The 16,213-nt window shown below is 30.3% G+C and carries 17 protein-coding genes and 1 tRNA gene; all 18 read left to right on the top strand.

From position 1 onward, the window contains the following. Positions 1-408: 408 nt before the first annotated feature. The 18 genes from rpmH to SD1D_RS11980 all read left to right on the top strand — a co-directional run bounded on the left by rpmH (position 409) and on the right by SD1D_RS11980 (position 16,201). Positions 409-543 carry a 50S ribosomal protein L34 gene (rpmH, locus tag SD1D_RS12065; protein ID WP_058259145.1) on the top strand — a complete coding sequence of 45 codons (135 nt, stop codon included), beginning with the start codon at positions 409-411 and terminating at the stop codon, positions 541-543. 112 nt (positions 544-655) lie between these two features. Next, on the top strand, positions 656-1,003 hold the full coding sequence (gene rnpA, locus SD1D_RS12060) for a ribonuclease P protein component (RefSeq protein ID WP_058259144.1): 348 nt from the start codon (positions 656-658) through the stop codon (positions 1,001-1,003). A 31-nt stretch (positions 1,004-1,034) separates the two neighbouring features. Continuing rightward, positions 1,035-1,250, top strand: a complete 216-nt coding sequence (gene yidD / locus SD1D_RS12055; protein WP_058259143.1) for a membrane protein insertion efficiency factor YidD — start codon at positions 1,035-1,037, stop codon at positions 1,248-1,250. A 51-nt stretch (positions 1,251-1,301) separates the two neighbouring features. Then, positions 1,302-2,489, top strand: coding sequence for a YidC/Oxa1 family membrane protein insertase (locus SD1D_RS12050; protein WP_058259142.1), 1,188 nt, complete (start codon positions 1,302-1,304; stop codon positions 2,487-2,489). Then, the gene (gene jag, locus SD1D_RS12045) at positions 2,489-3,238 is read left to right on the top strand and encodes an RNA-binding cell elongation regulator Jag/EloR (protein WP_058259141.1); all 750 of its coding nucleotides are present in this window, start codon (positions 2,489-2,491) and stop codon (positions 3,236-3,238) included. Before SD1D_RS12050 ends, jag begins: the two co-directional genes overlap by 1 nt. 91 nt (positions 3,239-3,329) lie before the next feature. Further along, complete coding sequence (gene mnmE / locus SD1D_RS12040; RefSeq protein ID WP_058259140.1) at positions 3,330-4,706, top strand: tRNA uridine-5-carboxymethylaminomethyl(34) synthesis GTPase MnmE; 1,377 nt, start codon at positions 3,330-3,332, stop codon at positions 4,704-4,706. A gap of 43 nt (positions 4,707-4,749) precedes the next feature. After that, positions 4,750-6,639 (top strand): tRNA uridine-5-carboxymethylaminomethyl(34) synthesis enzyme MnmG, encoded by a 1,890-nt coding sequence (gene mnmG, locus SD1D_RS12035; RefSeq protein WP_058259139.1) that lies wholly within the window; start codon positions 4,750-4,752, stop codon positions 6,637-6,639. 28 nt (positions 6,640-6,667) lie between these two features. Further along, the gene (rsmG, locus tag SD1D_RS12030; RefSeq protein WP_058259138.1) at positions 6,668-7,396 is read left to right on the top strand and encodes a 16S rRNA (guanine(527)-N(7))-methyltransferase RsmG; all 729 of its coding nucleotides are present in this window, start codon (positions 6,668-6,670) and stop codon (positions 7,394-7,396) included. A 23-nt stretch (positions 7,397-7,419) separates the two neighbouring features. Further along, positions 7,420-7,887 (top strand): GNAT family N-acetyltransferase, encoded by a 468-nt coding sequence (locus SD1D_RS12025; protein ID WP_058259137.1) that lies wholly within the window; start codon positions 7,420-7,422, stop codon positions 7,885-7,887. 161 nt (positions 7,888-8,048) lie between these two features. Next, on the top strand, positions 8,049-9,068 hold the full coding sequence (locus tag SD1D_RS12020) for a sensor histidine kinase (RefSeq protein ID WP_058259136.1): 1,020 nt from the start codon (positions 8,049-8,051) through the stop codon (positions 9,066-9,068). Further along, positions 9,068-9,721: a response regulator gene (locus SD1D_RS12015; RefSeq protein WP_058259135.1), complete on the top strand. Its 654-nt coding sequence runs from the start codon at positions 9,068-9,070 to the stop codon at positions 9,719-9,721. The genes SD1D_RS12020 and SD1D_RS12015 overlap by 1 nt, the downstream gene beginning before the upstream one ends. Before the next feature lie 545 nt (positions 9,722-10,266). Then, positions 10,267-11,037 (top strand): ParA family protein, encoded by a 771-nt coding sequence (locus tag SD1D_RS12010; protein ID WP_058259134.1) that lies wholly within the window; start codon positions 10,267-10,269, stop codon positions 11,035-11,037. 141 nt (positions 11,038-11,178) lie between these two features. Continuing rightward, the gene (locus SD1D_RS12005; protein WP_058259133.1) at positions 11,179-12,060 is read left to right on the top strand and encodes a ParB/RepB/Spo0J family partition protein; all 882 of its coding nucleotides are present in this window, start codon (positions 11,179-11,181) and stop codon (positions 12,058-12,060) included. Positions 12,061-12,089: 29 nt separating this feature from the next. Beyond that, positions 12,090-12,602: a DUF4446 family protein gene (locus SD1D_RS12000; RefSeq protein WP_058259132.1), complete on the top strand. Its 513-nt coding sequence runs from the start codon at positions 12,090-12,092 to the stop codon at positions 12,600-12,602. 35 nt (positions 12,603-12,637) lie between these two features. Next, the gene (locus SD1D_RS11995) at positions 12,638-13,702 is read left to right on the top strand and encodes an HD-GYP domain-containing protein (RefSeq protein WP_058259131.1); all 1,065 of its coding nucleotides are present in this window, start codon (positions 12,638-12,640) and stop codon (positions 13,700-13,702) included. A 257-nt stretch (positions 13,703-13,959) separates the two neighbouring features. After that, positions 13,960-14,835, top strand: coding sequence for a DUF3881 family protein (locus SD1D_RS11990; protein ID WP_058259130.1), 876 nt, complete (start codon positions 13,960-13,962; stop codon positions 14,833-14,835). A 73-nt stretch (positions 14,836-14,908) separates the two neighbouring features. Continuing rightward, positions 14,909-14,982: transfer RNA gene (locus SD1D_RS11985), tRNA-Arg, on the top strand. Between the two features lie 307 nt (positions 14,983-15,289). After that, a complete protein-coding gene (locus SD1D_RS11980; protein WP_058259129.1) occupies positions 15,290-16,201 on the top strand; it encodes a phosphate ABC transporter substrate-binding protein in 912 nt (303 codons plus the stop codon). Positions 16,202-16,213: the final 12 nt, after the last annotated feature.

Raw genomic sequence — 16,213 nt, 5'->3', positions numbered from 1 at the left:
TATAGCCTCCATAGATACTCACATATTAATATATTATAACAATTTTACTAATTTTTCAATGGTTATTATATGACTAACTTTTTAGACTTGTGGAAAAGGGGATAAATAAAAAAACAATATTAACAATAGTATAATGAGGATAAAATATAAAAAAACTACACATTAATAAAAATAAAACAACAACTTATCCACAAAAACATCAAAATTATCAACAAAATCACAAAAACACATATATAAATAGGAAGAAACACAGTTAAAAGGTAGGTGAAGTAAAAAGTTATCTACAAAATAACCACTTGACGTTCCACTTGAATGAGAATATAATAGACGTGATATTCCAAAATTGAAAAATTTAGATTAAGCTCGTCTTATATGGAGCGCCGGTACAGCTAAAGGAGGTGCGTAGATATGAAAATGACTTACCAACCCAAGAAAAGAAAAAGATCAAGGGTACACGGTTTCAGAGCCAGAATGAGCACAGCAGGAGGAAGAAAAGTGCTAGCTGCTAGAAGAGCAAAAGGAAGAAAGAAGCTATCAGCTTAATTTTTTAAAATCAGGTCGCAATATTGTGACCTTTTCTTCTATAAGTGAAACTAAGAAAATAGAAAAAAATTGTATAAGTGTATTATTATCAGAATAATGGTTATGGATAAAAATGAAGAAGACTAAATCGATAAAAAAGAATGTAGATTTTAGAATAATCTATAGTACCGGTAAATCATACGCAAACAAAAATTTGGTTATGTATATAAAAAAGAACGGATCAAATGAAAATAGGTTAGGAATATCGGTAAGTAAAAAAGTAGGGAACAGTGTTATAAGGCACAGAATTACCCGGCTTATTAGAGAAAGCTATCGATTAAATGAGGATAGCGTATTAGAAGGAATAGACATAGTAGTTGTCGCTAGAATAGGTGCCAAGGGAAAGAATTACTTCGAAATAGAGAGTTCATTATTACACCTTATGAAATTACATGGTATATTGATAAGGCATGAATCTTAAGATAGTTTTTTAATTAAAAGAAGGAAAAAAAGTGATTAAGAAAATTCTCATTTTTATAATAGGTCTTTATAAGAAATTTATATCGCCTCTTAAAAGAACTTCCGTTTGTAAATATACTCCGACTTGTTCATCATATGCAATAGAAGCATTAGAAAAGTATGGAGCAGTAAAAGGAATGTATTTGGCAGTTAGGCGTATTTTAAGATGTCATCCTTTTCATAAGGGAGGATATGATCCGGTGCCTTAAAAAATGCTGATGAAATTTTATTACAATCAGCGTCCCCAAGGAGGATTTAAATTGGAAGTTATATTTTTATTCGGCAAAATAGTGAACCCAATTGCAAGCTTGTTAGGTTTAATAATGAATGCAATTTATAATTTTTTTAATTTATTCGGTATAGAGAATATAGGGTTATCTATTATAGTATTTACATTCATTACAAAAACATTAATGCTTCCCTTAACAATTAAACAACAGAAATTTTCTAGATTACAGGCAATAATAACACCGGAGATTCAAAAGATACAAGAAAAATATAAGGGAAAAAAAGACGAAGCATCAATGAGAAAATTACAGGCAGAGACTCAAGCTGTATATGCAAGGTACGGAACTAACCAAACAGCCGGTTGTTTGCCAATGCTTATAACATTGCCTATAATGTTTGCCTTATATAGGGTGATAAATAATATTCCTGAATATGTAAGTGCTATTAGGGATTACTATACAATAGTAGGAACAGCCATAGAAACTCGTGGAATTGAAGTTTTGTCTGATATAGCATTAAACTATGAAAAACTAGATCTTTCTAACTTAAATAATATTATAAAATCTTTAGCTGCATTTAACACTTCACAGTGGAAATTATTACTTGATGCCGGTCTAAGTTCAGATGCTGATAATGCCATAAGAAGCATTATGAATGCTAATAATTTATTTGGCTTAAGTATAACCAATACCCCCAGTTGGAAATCAATATCTATAATTATTCCTTTATTATCAATGGGATTGCAGTTTGTTCAAAGTAAACAGTTAAATGTTAAGACAAATTCAAAAGATAATGTACCTAATCCTATGTCTTCTATGAATGTTGTTATGCCGATTATGTCTGGATTTTTTTGTTTAATGCTTCCAATAGGTGTAGGTTTATATTGGATTGCTAATAGTACTATATCTATAATTCAGCAATTTTTTGTTAATAAATATTTAGATAGCATGGATTTAGACGAATTAGTTGAAAAGAGCCAGGAAAAAGCCAGTAAGAAATATATGAAAGCTAAGCCTGCCGGAGAACCTTCTATTCAAGAGTTAGCGAAAAAGCAGACCAAGTCAATTGAAAGTGTTTCAGATAAGACCATGGATAATCAAAATGGAACTATGGACATAGACCAAGATGCAGAAAATGGTGAAAGTTCTTACAATCCAGCAAGTATATCTGAGATAGCAAATATTCTGAAACACAGGAAAGTAGAAAAGGGGGATAAATAATGGATTGGAAAGAATTTACTGCAAAAACTGTAGATGAAGCATTAACTAATGCCATGTTGGAGATAGGTACTACTGCAGATAATCTTGAATATGAAGTTATTGAAAAAGAAACCTCCGGATTTTTAGGTATATTCAGCAAACCGGCTAAGATAAAAGTTAGGCTTAAAGTTAGTGTGGAAAATACCGCAAGGGAGTTTTTAGAAAAAGTACTTAAGGCAATGAAAGTTGATGCAAGTATTAATATAACTTTAGATAAAGAAAATGAAATATTGGATATAAATCTTGAAGGTCAAGATATGGGTGTGCTAATAGGTAAAAGAGGACAAACCTTAGATTCCCTTCAATACCTTGTAAGTCTGGTTATAAATAAAAACACTGAAAAATATATTAAAGTAAAACTGGACACAGAAAATTATAGGGCAAGACGTAAAGAAACCCTTGAAAATCTGGCAAGGAATATATCTAGCAAGGTTAAAAAAACCAGAAGATCTGTTACCTTAGAACCTATGAATCCTTATGAAAGAAGAATTATTCATTCAGCCTTGCAAAATGACAAATATGTTGAAACATATTCTGAAGGGGAAGATCCATATAGAAAGGTTGTTATAAGTTATAAAAGATCTAATCGAGATAGCAGACCTTATAAGTATGGAAAAGATAATTCTAGAAATTATAGCAGAGACTATAAAAAGGATTATAGGGAGTACAAGGAAAGTAAAAAAAATGCTGTTTCAAATGAAAATGTATAAATGAACCAAATATGGTAAGAAGGGGTGTCTTAAAAGTAGACTTTACTTTAAGACACCTTTTTAATCATGTAGGATGAAAGGAGGAGATTTTATGAAAACAGATACAATTGCTGCTATTGCAACCGGTGCAAGCAGTGGAGGAATTAGTATTATACGAATAAGCGGAGATGAGGCATTTAATGTAATTGATAAAATATATCAGTCTAAGAAAAAAAACAAACTATTGTCCACAGAAAATAGTCATACAATTCATTATGGATATATAGTAGATGAAAATCAGATAATAGATGAAGTTATGGTTACCCTTATGAAAGCCCCTTCCACATATACAAGAGAAAATGTAGTAGAAATAAATTGTCATGGTGGAGTTGTAGTTACAAGAAAAATTCTAGAGACCGTATTAAAACATGGAGTAAGGCTGGCAGAGCCGGGGGAATTTACAAAAAGGGCTTTTTTAAATGGTAGAATTGACTTATCGCAAGCAGAAGCCGTATGTGATATTATAAATGCTAAGAATGAACTTGCTCTTAAAAATTCTATTAATCAGTTAAAGGGAAGAGAATTAGAAATTATACAAACACTTAGGGATGGAATTTTAAGGGATATGGCTTTTATAGAAGCAGCTTTAGACGATCCCGAACACATTAGTATAGACGGTTTTAGTGATGAATTATTAGTAAAACTAGATAAGTATTGTGAAGACTTAGAAAAATTAATTTCAAGTTCAAAAAATGGTAGGTTAATAACAGAGGGGATTAAGACAGTTATATTAGGAAAGCCTAATGCAGGTAAATCAAGTCTCTTAAATATTTTAGTAAGGGAAGATAGGGCTATAGTTACGGATATAGCAGGGACTACCAGGGATACTCTTGAAGAAACAATACAGTTAAATGAAATTACTTTAAATATAATCGATACAGCGGGAATACGTAATACAGATGATATTGTAGAAAAAATTGGAGTAAAAAAAGCAATTAATGTAGCACAGGAAGCCGATCTTATAATTTATGTAATCGATTCTTCAGCACCTCTGGATGAAAATGATGAACTTATTTTTTCTTTAATAAAAGATAAAAAGGCTATATTATTGTTAAATAAAAGTGATTTACCATCAAAAATTTCTGCAGAAGATATTAAAAAGAAGACATCAAATCCCATCATCAGTACCTCTTTTATTGAATATACCGGATTAGATCAGTTGGAGAATTTAATAAAAGACTTATTCTTTAAAGGTGAAATTACCATAAATGAAGATATCTTTATTACCAATCAAAGGCATATTGAGGCATTTAAATCGGCACTTGATGCCCTTAATATGGTAAGAAAGAGCATCAATGATGGTATGCCTGAAGATTTTTATTCTATTGATTTAATGGCTGCTTATGATGAGCTTGGAAAAATTCTGGGTGAAAATGTAGAAGAAGATTTAATTAATATGATATTTAGTGAGTTTTGCATGGGAAAATAAAAATTTATCTATAATTTTGTTTAAATAGAAAGGGAAAGGATATATGTCATACGTATACGAAGATTATGACGTAGTTGTGATAGGAGCCGGTCATGCAGGATGTGAGGCGGCTTTAGCCTGTGCCAGGTTATCATTAAAAACTATTATATTTACTGTAAGTATTGACAGTGTGGCAATGATGCCCTGTAATCCAAATATTGGAGGAACTTCTAAAGGCCATTTGGTCAGAGAAATAGATGCCTTAGGGGGAGAGATGGGTAAGAATATCGATAAAACCTATATTCAGTCTAGGATGTTAAATTTATCTAAAGGACCTGCTGTACATTCTTTAAGGGCACAGGCTGATAAGAAAGAATATTCTAATAGTATGAGAAAGGTAATTGAAAATACCCCCAACTTAACTCTAAGACAAGCTGAAATAGTAGATATTATAACAGAAGATAATAAAGTAGTCGGAGTAAAGACCTATTCAGGATCCATATATCCTTGTAAAGCGGTAATAATTTGTACGGGAACTTATTTGAATTCAAGATGTATATATGGTGATACGGTACACTTAACCGGACCGGACGGACTTCAGTCTGCCTTATATCTTACAGAATCTTTAAAAAAACTAGGAATTGAAATGTTAAGATTTAAGACAGGGACTCCTGCAAGGATTGATAAAAGAAGTATTGATTTTTCAAAAATGGAAGAGCAAAAGGGAGATGAAAACATAGTACCCTTTTCCTTTACAAATAAAGCTGAGGATATAAAAAGGGAACAGGTTTCATGTTGGCTTACCTATACAACAGCTAAGACCCATGAAATAATTAGGGCCAACATAGACAGATCTCCCCTATACACCGGAGATATTAAAGGAACAGGGGCCAGATATTGTCCTTCCATTGAAGATAAGGTGGTTCGTTTTGCCGATAAAGATAGGCATCAGGTATTTATCGAACCGGAAGGAAATTATACCAATGAAATGTATATATCCGGAATGTCTAGTTCCCTGCCTGAAGATGTTCAAGTACAGATGTATAGATCGGTACCGGGACTTGAGAATGCTAATATTGTAAGAAATGCTTACGCAATTGAATACGATTGTATAAATCCTTCACAACTTAAGCCTACCTTAGAAATTAAAAATATAGAAGGCTTATTTAGTGCAGGACAGTTTAACGGAAGTTCCGGATATGAGGAAGCTGCCGCACAGGGCCTTATTGCAGGAATAAATGCTGCCATGAAAATTTTAGGAAGGGAACCACTTATTTTAGATCGATCCCAGGCTTATATAGGTGTATTGATAGATGATTTGATAACTAAGGAAACTATGGAACCTTATCGTATGATGACATCAAGGGCTGAATATAGATTACTTCTAAGACAAGATAATGCAGATCTTAGACTTACAAAAATTGGATATAAAATCGGCTTAATTGATGAGGAACGTTATCAGGCATTGCTAAAGAAAGAAGAAAGTATAGACAAAGAGATAAAACGATTAGAAAAAACAGTAATAGGGGCTAACAGTAAGGTCCAAGAGTTATTAAAAAGTCTTAATAGTACACCATTGACCACAGCTGCAACCTTGGCTGAGTTAATAAGAAGACCGGAATTAAATTATGAGTTGTTAGAAAGTATTGACCCGGAAAGAAAAGATTTACCTAAAGATGTAATTGAACAAATTAATATTAATATAAAATATGAAGGTTATATACTAAGACAGCAAAGACAAGTTGAGCAATTTAAGAAGATGGAAAATAAGAAAATACCTGAAGATATTGATTATAGTAAAATATCAGGATTAAGAATTGAGGCAAGACAAAAATTAGAAAAATTCAAACCTATATCTATAGGTCAAGCATCAAGGATATCGGGAGTATCCCCGGCAGATATATCTGTACTATTGGTATATATGATGCAACATAAAAGTAACAACAAAAAATAAATATTTGATTTTATAAGGGGTATAGTATATGGATTATGATAAAAAATTAGGAATTGAAGAGTTTGAGAAGGCTTTATCCGAACTTAAAATAAATCTTAGTGATTATCAGATTGAGCAGTTTATAAAGTATTATGAACTCCTTATTCATTGGAATAAGCTTATGAACCTTACATCAATTACTGATTTTATGGAAGTAATTAACAAACATTTTGTCGACAGTTTATCCATGGTTAAGGTATATAGGCCTAGTAATGAAAAAATACTAGATTTAGGTACAGGGGCAGGATTTCCTGGGGTACCTTTAAAAATAGCATTTCCAAATACTAAAGTTGTTTTAATGGATTCTCTTAATAAACGGGTTCGTTTTTTAAATGAAGTAATTAAGGAGCTAGATTTAGATAATATAATAGCTATCCATGGACGGGCTGAGGATTATGGAAGAGAAAAAGATTACCGAGAAAGCTTTGATATAAGTACTTCAAGGGCAGTAGCAAAATTATCAACCTTATCGGAATATTGTCTTCCTTTTGTAAAAAAAGAGGGATTGTTTATTGCTTATAAATCAGGTAATATTTCTGAAGAATTGGAAGAAGCTTCAAAGGCAATTAAGGTTCTTGGGGGAAAAGTTATGGAAACAAAGGAATTTACCCTGCCTTTTACAGATATAAACAGATCCTTTATAATTATTAAAAAAAATAATATAACACCAAATAAATATCCAAGAACAGCCGGTAAACCATCAAAGGAACCTTTATAAATCTATTGAAAGGAGAACTTTAAGTGGTATTTGCAAAATTAGTTTCAAATAAGGAGAGATATGATGAGGTTAGTCAAATACTTCGTGAGGTATTTGTTAATGAGTTAGAATATGATGAGAAACTTGTTTTAGATATTTCAAATCAAGAGGTTTTTCATGTAATACTATATGATGGCTTAAAAGAGGATAAAGCTATTGCAAGCGGAAGACTTGAGATTATTAATGATAGGGCTTATATAAAATGGATAGCTGTTAAAAAGACCTATAGGAATAAAAAATATGGGGATATGATACTTCGAATTTTAATTGATAAAGCTAAAAACTTATCTATTCCTAATATTTATGCTATAATTCCTAAAGCTTTAGTTGAAATATTTAAGAAAATAGGATTTGATTATCCGGTAGAAAATATGAAAGATTATATTAATTATAATGAAAAAGATATTATAATGAAATATAATAACCAAGCATTAAGTTGCTGCCATAAATAGTAAATCAAAAATAATTTAAAAAATGACTTTTTAATTATGGAAAAATATTATATTATAATAAAAAAGTATCTTATGAATTTGATATTATTTCTGCTTCATGTTAGGATAATTATGATAAAAGAATACCATATATTATTCTTTATATGAAGGAGATTTTGACAATGTATGACAGTGACATTTTTCTAGAGGATACCGATAAATTAAAGAATTTTGTTAGTGGACTAATTAAAGAATATGAGAATAATTTAAAACTAGTTAAGGATAAAAGAAAATCATATTTGAATAAATTATCTGAGAAAGAAGCTGCTAGTTTTCTATGCATATCAAATAAAGACAGCTTATTGTTTCCGACTAGTTATAAGGGTATTAATATTGAAGAATTAAAATTAGAAATTGCAGAAATAGAAGAGGATATAAATAGGCTTACACATAAAGAGGAAAGTCTAAAATATGATATTATGCAATTTAAGAGGATAAGGGCTTTTCTAGAGGAAAAAAAGCAATTATACTGTAATTCAGATCATAAATATTTAAAAATACAAGAACAAGATAGGCAGAGAATAGCCAGAGATCTTCATGATTCAACCATACAGATACTATCTAGCTTAATACATAAAATTGAATTATGTACTAGGTTAGTAGATATGGATCCTGTACGGACAAGGCTTGAACTGATAACCATGACTAATACCATAAAAGAAGTTATCGGTGAAATTAGAGAAATAATTTATAATTTAAATCCTATGTCCTTGGAGGATTTGGGTCTGATAACAACCGTTGAAAGATTTATTAATCAGTTGATGATGAATCATGATATAAAGGTTAGTTTTAATTATAATGAAGAAAAGAAAGATATATTAGGCATTGTAAATTTGTCAATATTTCGCATAATACAGGAAGCTTGTAATAATGCAATAAAACATGCAGAGGCAAAATCCATAGAGATAAATATATTTTACAATGAAAAATATATTAATATATCGGTAAAGGATGACGGCAAAGGTTTTGATACTGAGTTAAAGCAAAATATAAAGAATGACAATTATACCGGTTATGGATTATCCTTTATGAAGGAACGGGTAAATCTATTATCGGGTAAGATAAATATAGAATCAAACATAAATAAAGGAACAATTGTTACTGTTAAAGTACCTATAACGATAAGTGAAGGGGAAGAGTGATGAGCAAACCAATTAATATAATGATTGCCGATGATCATTCTATGGTCAGGGAAGGAATTAAACAGATACTAGAATTAGATGGTGATATAAAGGTAGTAGCTGAGGCTGGTAATGGGCGAGAATGTATAGAAACATTAGATGATAGTATAACAGATGTACTTTTATTGGATATTAATATGCCTAATATAAATGGTTTAAAAGTATTACAGCATTTAAGAGAAAAGAAATCAAAGATAAAAATCTTAATATTAACTATTCATAATGAGGTAGAATATCTTATTAAGGCTGTCGAATTTGGTGTAGACGGTTATGTATTAAAAGATTCTAGTTCTTCAGTTTTAAAGAAAGCTATTTTTACAGTTTTAAATGGTGATACTTATATCCAACCGGAATTAAGGCCAATATTAAAAAGGCGGATGGATGAAAAAGCATCTAATGCCAGTTTAATTGAAAATTCTCTAACCAGAAGAGAATTAGAAGTTTTAAAATTACTGGCTGAAGGATTATTCAATAAGGAGATAGCTTATACTCTTAGCATCAGTGAAAAAACCGTTAAAAATCATGTATCTAATATTTTTAGAAAAATAAATGTTTCTGATAGAACCCAGGCTGCTGTATATGCAATAAAACATAATATAGTTGATATATTCTAGTTAAGGCCACCGGATAGACCGGTGGTTTGTCTTATCTTTTTAAATTTTATCATAAATAAATCACGTACTGACTTATAAGGTTTCTACCTTATATTTTTAATAAAGTTATCGTATAAATAAATTTGTTACTTAAATAATACAGCATATATTTTTATCATATCTAATTTGGCTTTTATAAATAATTAGTATTTATATATCTTAGTATAATTCTATAAGTACCCTATCCATTAGCTTTGAACATCATTATTCTTAGCAATTCACAAAAATAAAAATATGATTTTATTTTAATACTAAACTATAGACGGGTTAAATATGAGAGGTATGAATATGTCATAATAATATAAAATTATTCATGTTTCACGTGAAACATTTTATAAAAACACATATTTTAAAATACGATCCTTTACAAATAAATTAATTATTCTTTAAATTAAAGTCTATTTTAATATTGTATGTAGATATATAATATTAATAATGTTATAATCAAAACATGATTTTCTACAAGTTTATAAATTAATTTAAATGTTTAGAAGGACGGTGTAAAAATGGGAAGGGTAATTGCAATCGCCAATCAAAAAGGAGGAGTCGGTAAAACAACAACAGCAATAAATTTATCGGCATGTCTAGCTGAAAGAGAAAAAAAAGTTTTGGCGATAGATATTGATCCTCAGGGAAATACAACAAGTGGATTAGGAATAGATAAAATTAATTTAGAAAAAACAATTTATCATATGATGATAGGTGATAGTACTTTTAATGAATGTCTGATTAATACCGAATTTGAGAACTTAGATATTTTACCTTCTAACGTAAACTTGGCAGGAGCTGAAATCGAATTAATAGGTATAGAGGATAGGGAATATATATTAAAGAGCCATATAGATAGGATAAAGGATGATTATGATTTTATTATTATTGATTGTCCCCCTTCATTAAGTACACTGACAGTTAATGCAATGACTACTGCAGATTCAATTCTGGTTCCAATTCAATGTGAATTCTATGCTTTGGAAGGATTAACTCAACTGATGCATACAATAAACTTAGTAAAAAAGAGATTAAATCCATCCTTGAAAATTGAAGGTGTTGTTTTTACTATGTTTGATGCTCGTACTAATCTTTCATTACAGGTTGTTGAAAACGTCAAAGAAAACCTTAATCATAATATCTATAAAACAATTATACCGAGAAATGTACGGTTAGCTGAAGCCCCTAGTCACGGTTTACCTATTAATATCTACGATTCAAAATCAGCAGGGGCAGATGGTTATAGGCAATTAGCTGATGAAGTGATTGAAAATGATAAATATAACTGATATTAAGATAATAGGGTAAATAAGATAATATATTAATGTAGTATAGTTTGATTTGATATTCATATAAATTTTTAATATATATACTATAATAAGAATATTGAAAAAAAATTGAACTTGTTTAAAATAATAAGGGAGGATAAAATGTCTGCTATTAGAAGAGGACTGGGAAAAGGACTAGATATTATGATACCGGCAAGGATTTCTGAATCAGAGTCATCTGGTAAAGATAATGTTTCACGTGAAACATTAGTGCCTATTCATGAGATAGAGCCTAACAAATCACAGCCACGAAAAAAATTTGATGAAGAAGCCCTTCAAGAATTAGCTGAATCCATAAAGCAATATGGAGTAATACAGCCTTTAATTGTACAAAAAAGAGATCGGTATTATGAAATTATAGCCGGTGAAAGAAGGTGGAGGGCAGCTAGGCTTGCGGGATTAAAAGAAGTTCCTGTAATTATAAAAGATTATAGTCCACAGGAAATTGTAGAAATAGCTCTAATTGAGAATATTCAAAGAGAGGATTTAAATCCTATAGAGGAAGCACATGCGTACCAAAGATTAATTCAAGAATTTAATTTGAAGCAAGAAGAAGTGGCTGAAAGAGTTTCTAAAAGTAGAACTGCCATAACAAATTCTTTGCGTTTATTAAAGCTAGACCATAGAGTCCAGCAAATGCTTATAGATAATCATATATCCAATGGACATGCCAGGGCATTATTACCTTTGGAAGATCCAAATTTACAATATGGAACAGCTTGTAGGATATATAATGAAAAATTAAGCGTAAGAGAAACTGAAAAGTTAGTCAAAAAGTTGTTAAAAGGTAATGCTGTAAAAGAGACAGCATCAACTAACGAGGATTCCTTTATATATAAAAACCTAGAGGAAAAACTAAAGAATATTATCGGTACTAAGGTTTCCATACATAGAAAAAACAAAAACAAAGGTAAGATAGAGATAGAATATTATTCTGACGAGGATTTAGAAAGAATAATGGACATGTTTTATAATCTAAAATAATAAATATTCTAAGAACTGCGGAGGAAAAAATGTACTGGTTAGAATTGGTTGAAGAAAACATTATATACATTACCATAGGCCTTGCCTGTATGCTTATAATATTATTTATTATCAATATTATTCTAATATCAAAACAAAGAAAATTAACAAAAAGATATAAAAAATTCATGCAGGGATCAAATGGTGAAAGCTTGGAAGAAATAATAAGGGAAAAGTTTACAGATATTGATATACTTAAATCAGACAGTAAGAAACTTAACCAAGAAATAGAAAAAATTAATGAAAATCTAACAATAACCTTTCAAAAAATAGGTGTTGTAAAATATGATGCTTTTAAAGAAATGGGTGGAAAATTAAGTTTTGTTATAGCCTTGCTTGATAAAAATAATGATGGTATAATTTTAAACTCTGTCCATAGTAGTAGAGAGGGTTGTTATACGTATTTAAAAGAAATAATAAAAGGAGAGTCATTCCTAGAATTATCAAAAGAGGAGAAGTCAGCATTAAACCAAGCTATAAATTATAAAACAATTATGGAATAGACGTAAAAGATGTAGTAGATTTGAAAGGAAAAAGCATGAGAATTATTTCCGTTGATTCTATAAAAGGATATGAACGTTTAGCTAAAGATATATTAAATGAGAATAATTCTGTATTAATGACAGCCGGAACAATAGTAAAAAAAGAATATATAAGCCGTTTAAAGGCATTAAATATTGAGTATATTTATGTAGAAGATGATATTAGTGAAGGTATTACTTTTGACGATAGCCTTGAGCATCAAATTGAAAAGCAATGTCTAGAGACTGTTAAAGAAATACTAAGTAAATATACATACCATTCAAATAAAGAATTAGAAGAAATTACGACAATTGCTGATGATATTATATATGATATCATGCAGAATCCAGACGTTATTTATAATTTATCTACCATTAGAAATAAAAGTGAAATGACATATTCCCATTCATTGAATGTATGTGCCCTTTCAGTAATATTAGCAATAAAGTTAAAGTTATCAAAGAAAATGATTAGGGATATAGCTATAGGTTGTCTTCTACATGATATAGGTTTTACATATATTACCATGGATTACAGTGACCTTATTATGGATAAATGCTCAGAGAAAGAACAAAAAGAAATAAAGAAGCATATTATCTATGGATATTCGGCTATAGAAAAAATGGATTGGTTATCACCTGTATCTAAAGATATTATTATAAGTCATCATGAGCGATTGGACGGTTCGGGCTATCCTTTTCATTTAAAGGGAAATAAAATCAAAATAGGAAGTAAGATAGCTGCCGTCTGTGACGAGTTTGATAGCAGGGTATATGGTAATCTGTTACCAAAAATGAAAGTACATGATGCTATTGATTTTATAGTAAGTCAGGCAGAAGTCAAGTTTGATCTTGAGGTGGTTAAGGCATTTGTCGCCTCTGTTGCTGCATACCCTATAGGTTCATTGGTTATCACAAATAAAAATGAAATTGGAATAGTGCTTAGACAAAATCCAAAATGTCCTACAAGACCTGTAATTCGTATAATACAGGATGCAAAGGGTGATAAAGTAAATACATGGATTGAGAAAGATCTAACTAAGGAATTAACTTTATTTATTACTGATACAATAATTAACTAGACTTAATTGGCAAGATAAATAAGAAGTTGGCAACTTTACAAAAAAAGGATTGTAACTGCTAAAGGTTGCATCCTTTTTTATTGAGTCTATATATCATATTTGAATAGTTGCAGGATATATATTTATTATCATAGAATCTTTCTTGCAGATTATAATAAAGTGTGATATAAATATTATCACATGCTATAGAAAGAAGTTATTTTAATGACAAATTACTATATTATATAAATATTTTTTAATGAAAAGTAGGTGAGTATATGCACAGTTATTTGAGATCAATTGGATTTAGTAATATAAATAATAGATCAGAATTAAATAAATTAATAAATTTAGTTTTAGATGATGCATCTGATAGAAAAACAATACAAATAAACTATCAAAATAGCTTAACTGAATTATCAATGAAATTCGGTCCGGATTTTGGAATAACTCTAAGGGGAGAATATGATCAAGATGATGTCTTTCATTTAGATAATTACTATCCATTTTTATATGGTTACGGATCCAATGTGAAAGAGGAAGTATCTATAAATAAAAGGGTAGATACAGAGGCTTATACGGGAATGTGTGATGACTACCGTTTAGGAGTATCATTAATATTTTACCTTCAAAATGTTGCAGAGTATTTGGAAAAACATAACAATAAAAAAGACCTGCATCAAAATGTTCCTATTACACTGTCTGCTTTATCCTTAGAAGGTAGAATATTATTACCCATAGTTAAGGATGAAATTCAGGTAAAGAACCTTAGTGCCGAAAAAATAAACAGAAGTAATCTTATAGCAGAAGCAAAAAAAGGTAACCAAGATGCTATTGATAGTCTTACCTTAGATGATATTGATACCTATGCCATGGTATCACGTAGAGCCAAGAAAGAAGATATTTATTCCATAGTGGATACCTGTTTTATTCCCTTTGGTTCTGAATCAGACAATTACAGTATTATAGCCAATATAGTGGATAGTAGATTAGTTGTTAATTCATATACCAAGGAAGAAGTTTATGATTTAGACTTAATATGTAACGATATCACCTTTCGTCTTTGTATTAATAAAGAAGACCTTCTTGGTGAGCCCTTACCGGGAAGAAGATTCAAAGGAAATATTTGGATGCAAGGAAAAATAAACTTTTAAAAATTGAAAAATAAATTACTAAGGTTCTTGACTTAAAATTAAAGAAATAGTAGAATAAACATGTTGTCTATATGTGCCTGTAGCTCAGCAGGATAGAGCGTCCGCCTCCTAAGCGGAAGGTCGTGGGTTCGAATCCCGCTAGGCACGTTAGCAATTTGTGACTGTTCCATTAGCAACTGTAAAGTAAGGCTAGTGGGCAGTTTTTTTTTCGCTTAAACACTTTACTAAATTAAAGTAAGAAAGTAAATGGTGTTTTATATAGCATCAGTGTAAAAACCAACTTAGTATAAAAAATAAAATTTTTAAATTATATAAAAATAAATATAATCTTCACTTTACTTAATCTTTACACAATCTAAACATGAATATGGTTTCTAATAAATTTAAATCATGATATTTTATTCTTGACATTAAATACATTAAATAAATTAAATGAATTTAAGGAGAGTAAAATATGAGAAAAATATTAAAGAAAAAATTAATTTTTACGGCTGTGATTTTTATAATTAGCCTTATGGGAATTTTAACCGGATGCACAAGCAATAATAATGATAAGAGCATCACTGAAGATGAGGATATAAAGCAAGAAAATAGTAAAAATCAAGATAATAACTCTAAAAATGAAATTCTAAAAGGCAGTTTAACTATGTCCGGTTCTACATCTATGGAGAAACTGGCAAATATCGCATCAGAAGCCTTTATGATTAAGTACCCCAATGTTTTAGTATCTGCCGAGTTTGTAGGATCTAGTGCCGGTGTCGAACAGGTACTTACAGGAGCAGTTGATATAGGAAATGCCTCTAGAAGCCTTAAGGACAGTGAAAAAGCATCAGGAGCCGTGGAAAATATTGTGGCCATAGATGGTATTGCTGTTATTGTGGATAAAAGTAACGGGGTAAGTAATTTATCAAAAAAACAGTTGATTGATATTTATACCGGAGTAATTAACAATTGGAGTGAAGTAGGGGGTAAAAACCAACCTATTGTTGTAATCGGAAGAGAAGCCGGTTCCGGAACCAGAGGAGCTTTTGAAGAAATTCTTGAGATTGAAGATAAATGTAAGTATTCAAATGAAATTAACAGTACCGGTGGTGTTATGGCTAAGGTTTCATCTATACCGGGAGCAATTGGATATGTATCTATTGATATTATAGATGACTCGGTAAATGTGCTTGCCATAGAAGGGGTAGAAGCAAGTGCAGAAAATATTAAAGGGGGTAATTACTTATTAAGCCGTCCCTTTGTAATGGCTACTAAGGGTGAAATATCTAAGCAAAATGAAATTATACAGGAATTCTTTAGTTTCTTAGCATCAGAGGAAGGTAAAAAATTAATTGAAAGTGTAGGGCTAATACCTGCAGAGTAATTTTACTACAGT

The sequence above is a fragment of the Herbinix luporum genome (assembly GCF_900070325.1).
In the GTDB taxonomy this organism is placed as follows: Bacteria; Bacillota; Clostridia; order Lachnospirales; family Lachnospiraceae; genus Mobilitalea; species Mobilitalea luporum.
Note: the sequence above shows the minus strand (reverse complement) of the source record. Positions and strands in the feature narration are given on the sequence as shown.

Excerpts from the sequence above, each read along its gene's own strand:
- rpmH (WP_058259145.1), top strand. The coding sequence starts at position 409 with ATGAAAATGACTTACCAACCCAAGAAAAGAAAAAGATCAAGGGTACAC.
- rnpA (WP_058259144.1), top strand. The coding sequence starts at position 656 with ATGAAGAAGACTAAATCGATAAAAAAGAATGTAGATTTTAGAATAATC.
- jag (WP_058259141.1), top strand. The coding sequence starts at position 2,489 with ATGGATTGGAAAGAATTTACTGCAAAAACTGTAGATGAAGCATTAACT.
- mnmE (WP_058259140.1), top strand. The coding sequence starts at position 3,330 with ATGAAAACAGATACAATTGCTGCTATTGCAACCGGTGCAAGCAGTGGA.
- mnmG (WP_058259139.1), top strand. The coding sequence starts at position 4,750 with ATGTCATACGTATACGAAGATTATGACGTAGTTGTGATAGGAGCCGGT.
- rsmG (WP_058259138.1), top strand. The coding sequence starts at position 6,668 with ATGGATTATGATAAAAAATTAGGAATTGAAGAGTTTGAGAAGGCTTTA.
- SD1D_RS12020 (WP_058259136.1), top strand. The coding sequence starts at position 8,049 with ATGTATGACAGTGACATTTTTCTAGAGGATACCGATAAATTAAAGAAT.
- SD1D_RS12015 (WP_058259135.1), top strand. The coding sequence starts at position 9,068 with ATGAGCAAACCAATTAATATAATGATTGCCGATGATCATTCTATGGTC.
- SD1D_RS12010 (WP_058259134.1), top strand. The coding sequence starts at position 10,267 with ATGGGAAGGGTAATTGCAATCGCCAATCAAAAAGGAGGAGTCGGTAAA.
- SD1D_RS12005 (WP_058259133.1), top strand. The coding sequence starts at position 11,179 with ATGTCTGCTATTAGAAGAGGACTGGGAAAAGGACTAGATATTATGATA.
- SD1D_RS12000 (WP_058259132.1), top strand. The coding sequence starts at position 12,090 with ATGTACTGGTTAGAATTGGTTGAAGAAAACATTATATACATTACCATA.
- SD1D_RS11995 (WP_058259131.1), top strand. The coding sequence starts at position 12,638 with ATGAGAATTATTTCCGTTGATTCTATAAAAGGATATGAACGTTTAGCT.
- SD1D_RS11990 (WP_058259130.1), top strand. The coding sequence starts at position 13,960 with ATGCACAGTTATTTGAGATCAATTGGATTTAGTAATATAAATAATAGA.
- SD1D_RS11980 (WP_058259129.1), top strand. The coding sequence starts at position 15,290 with ATGAGAAAAATATTAAAGAAAAAATTAATTTTTACGGCTGTGATTTTT.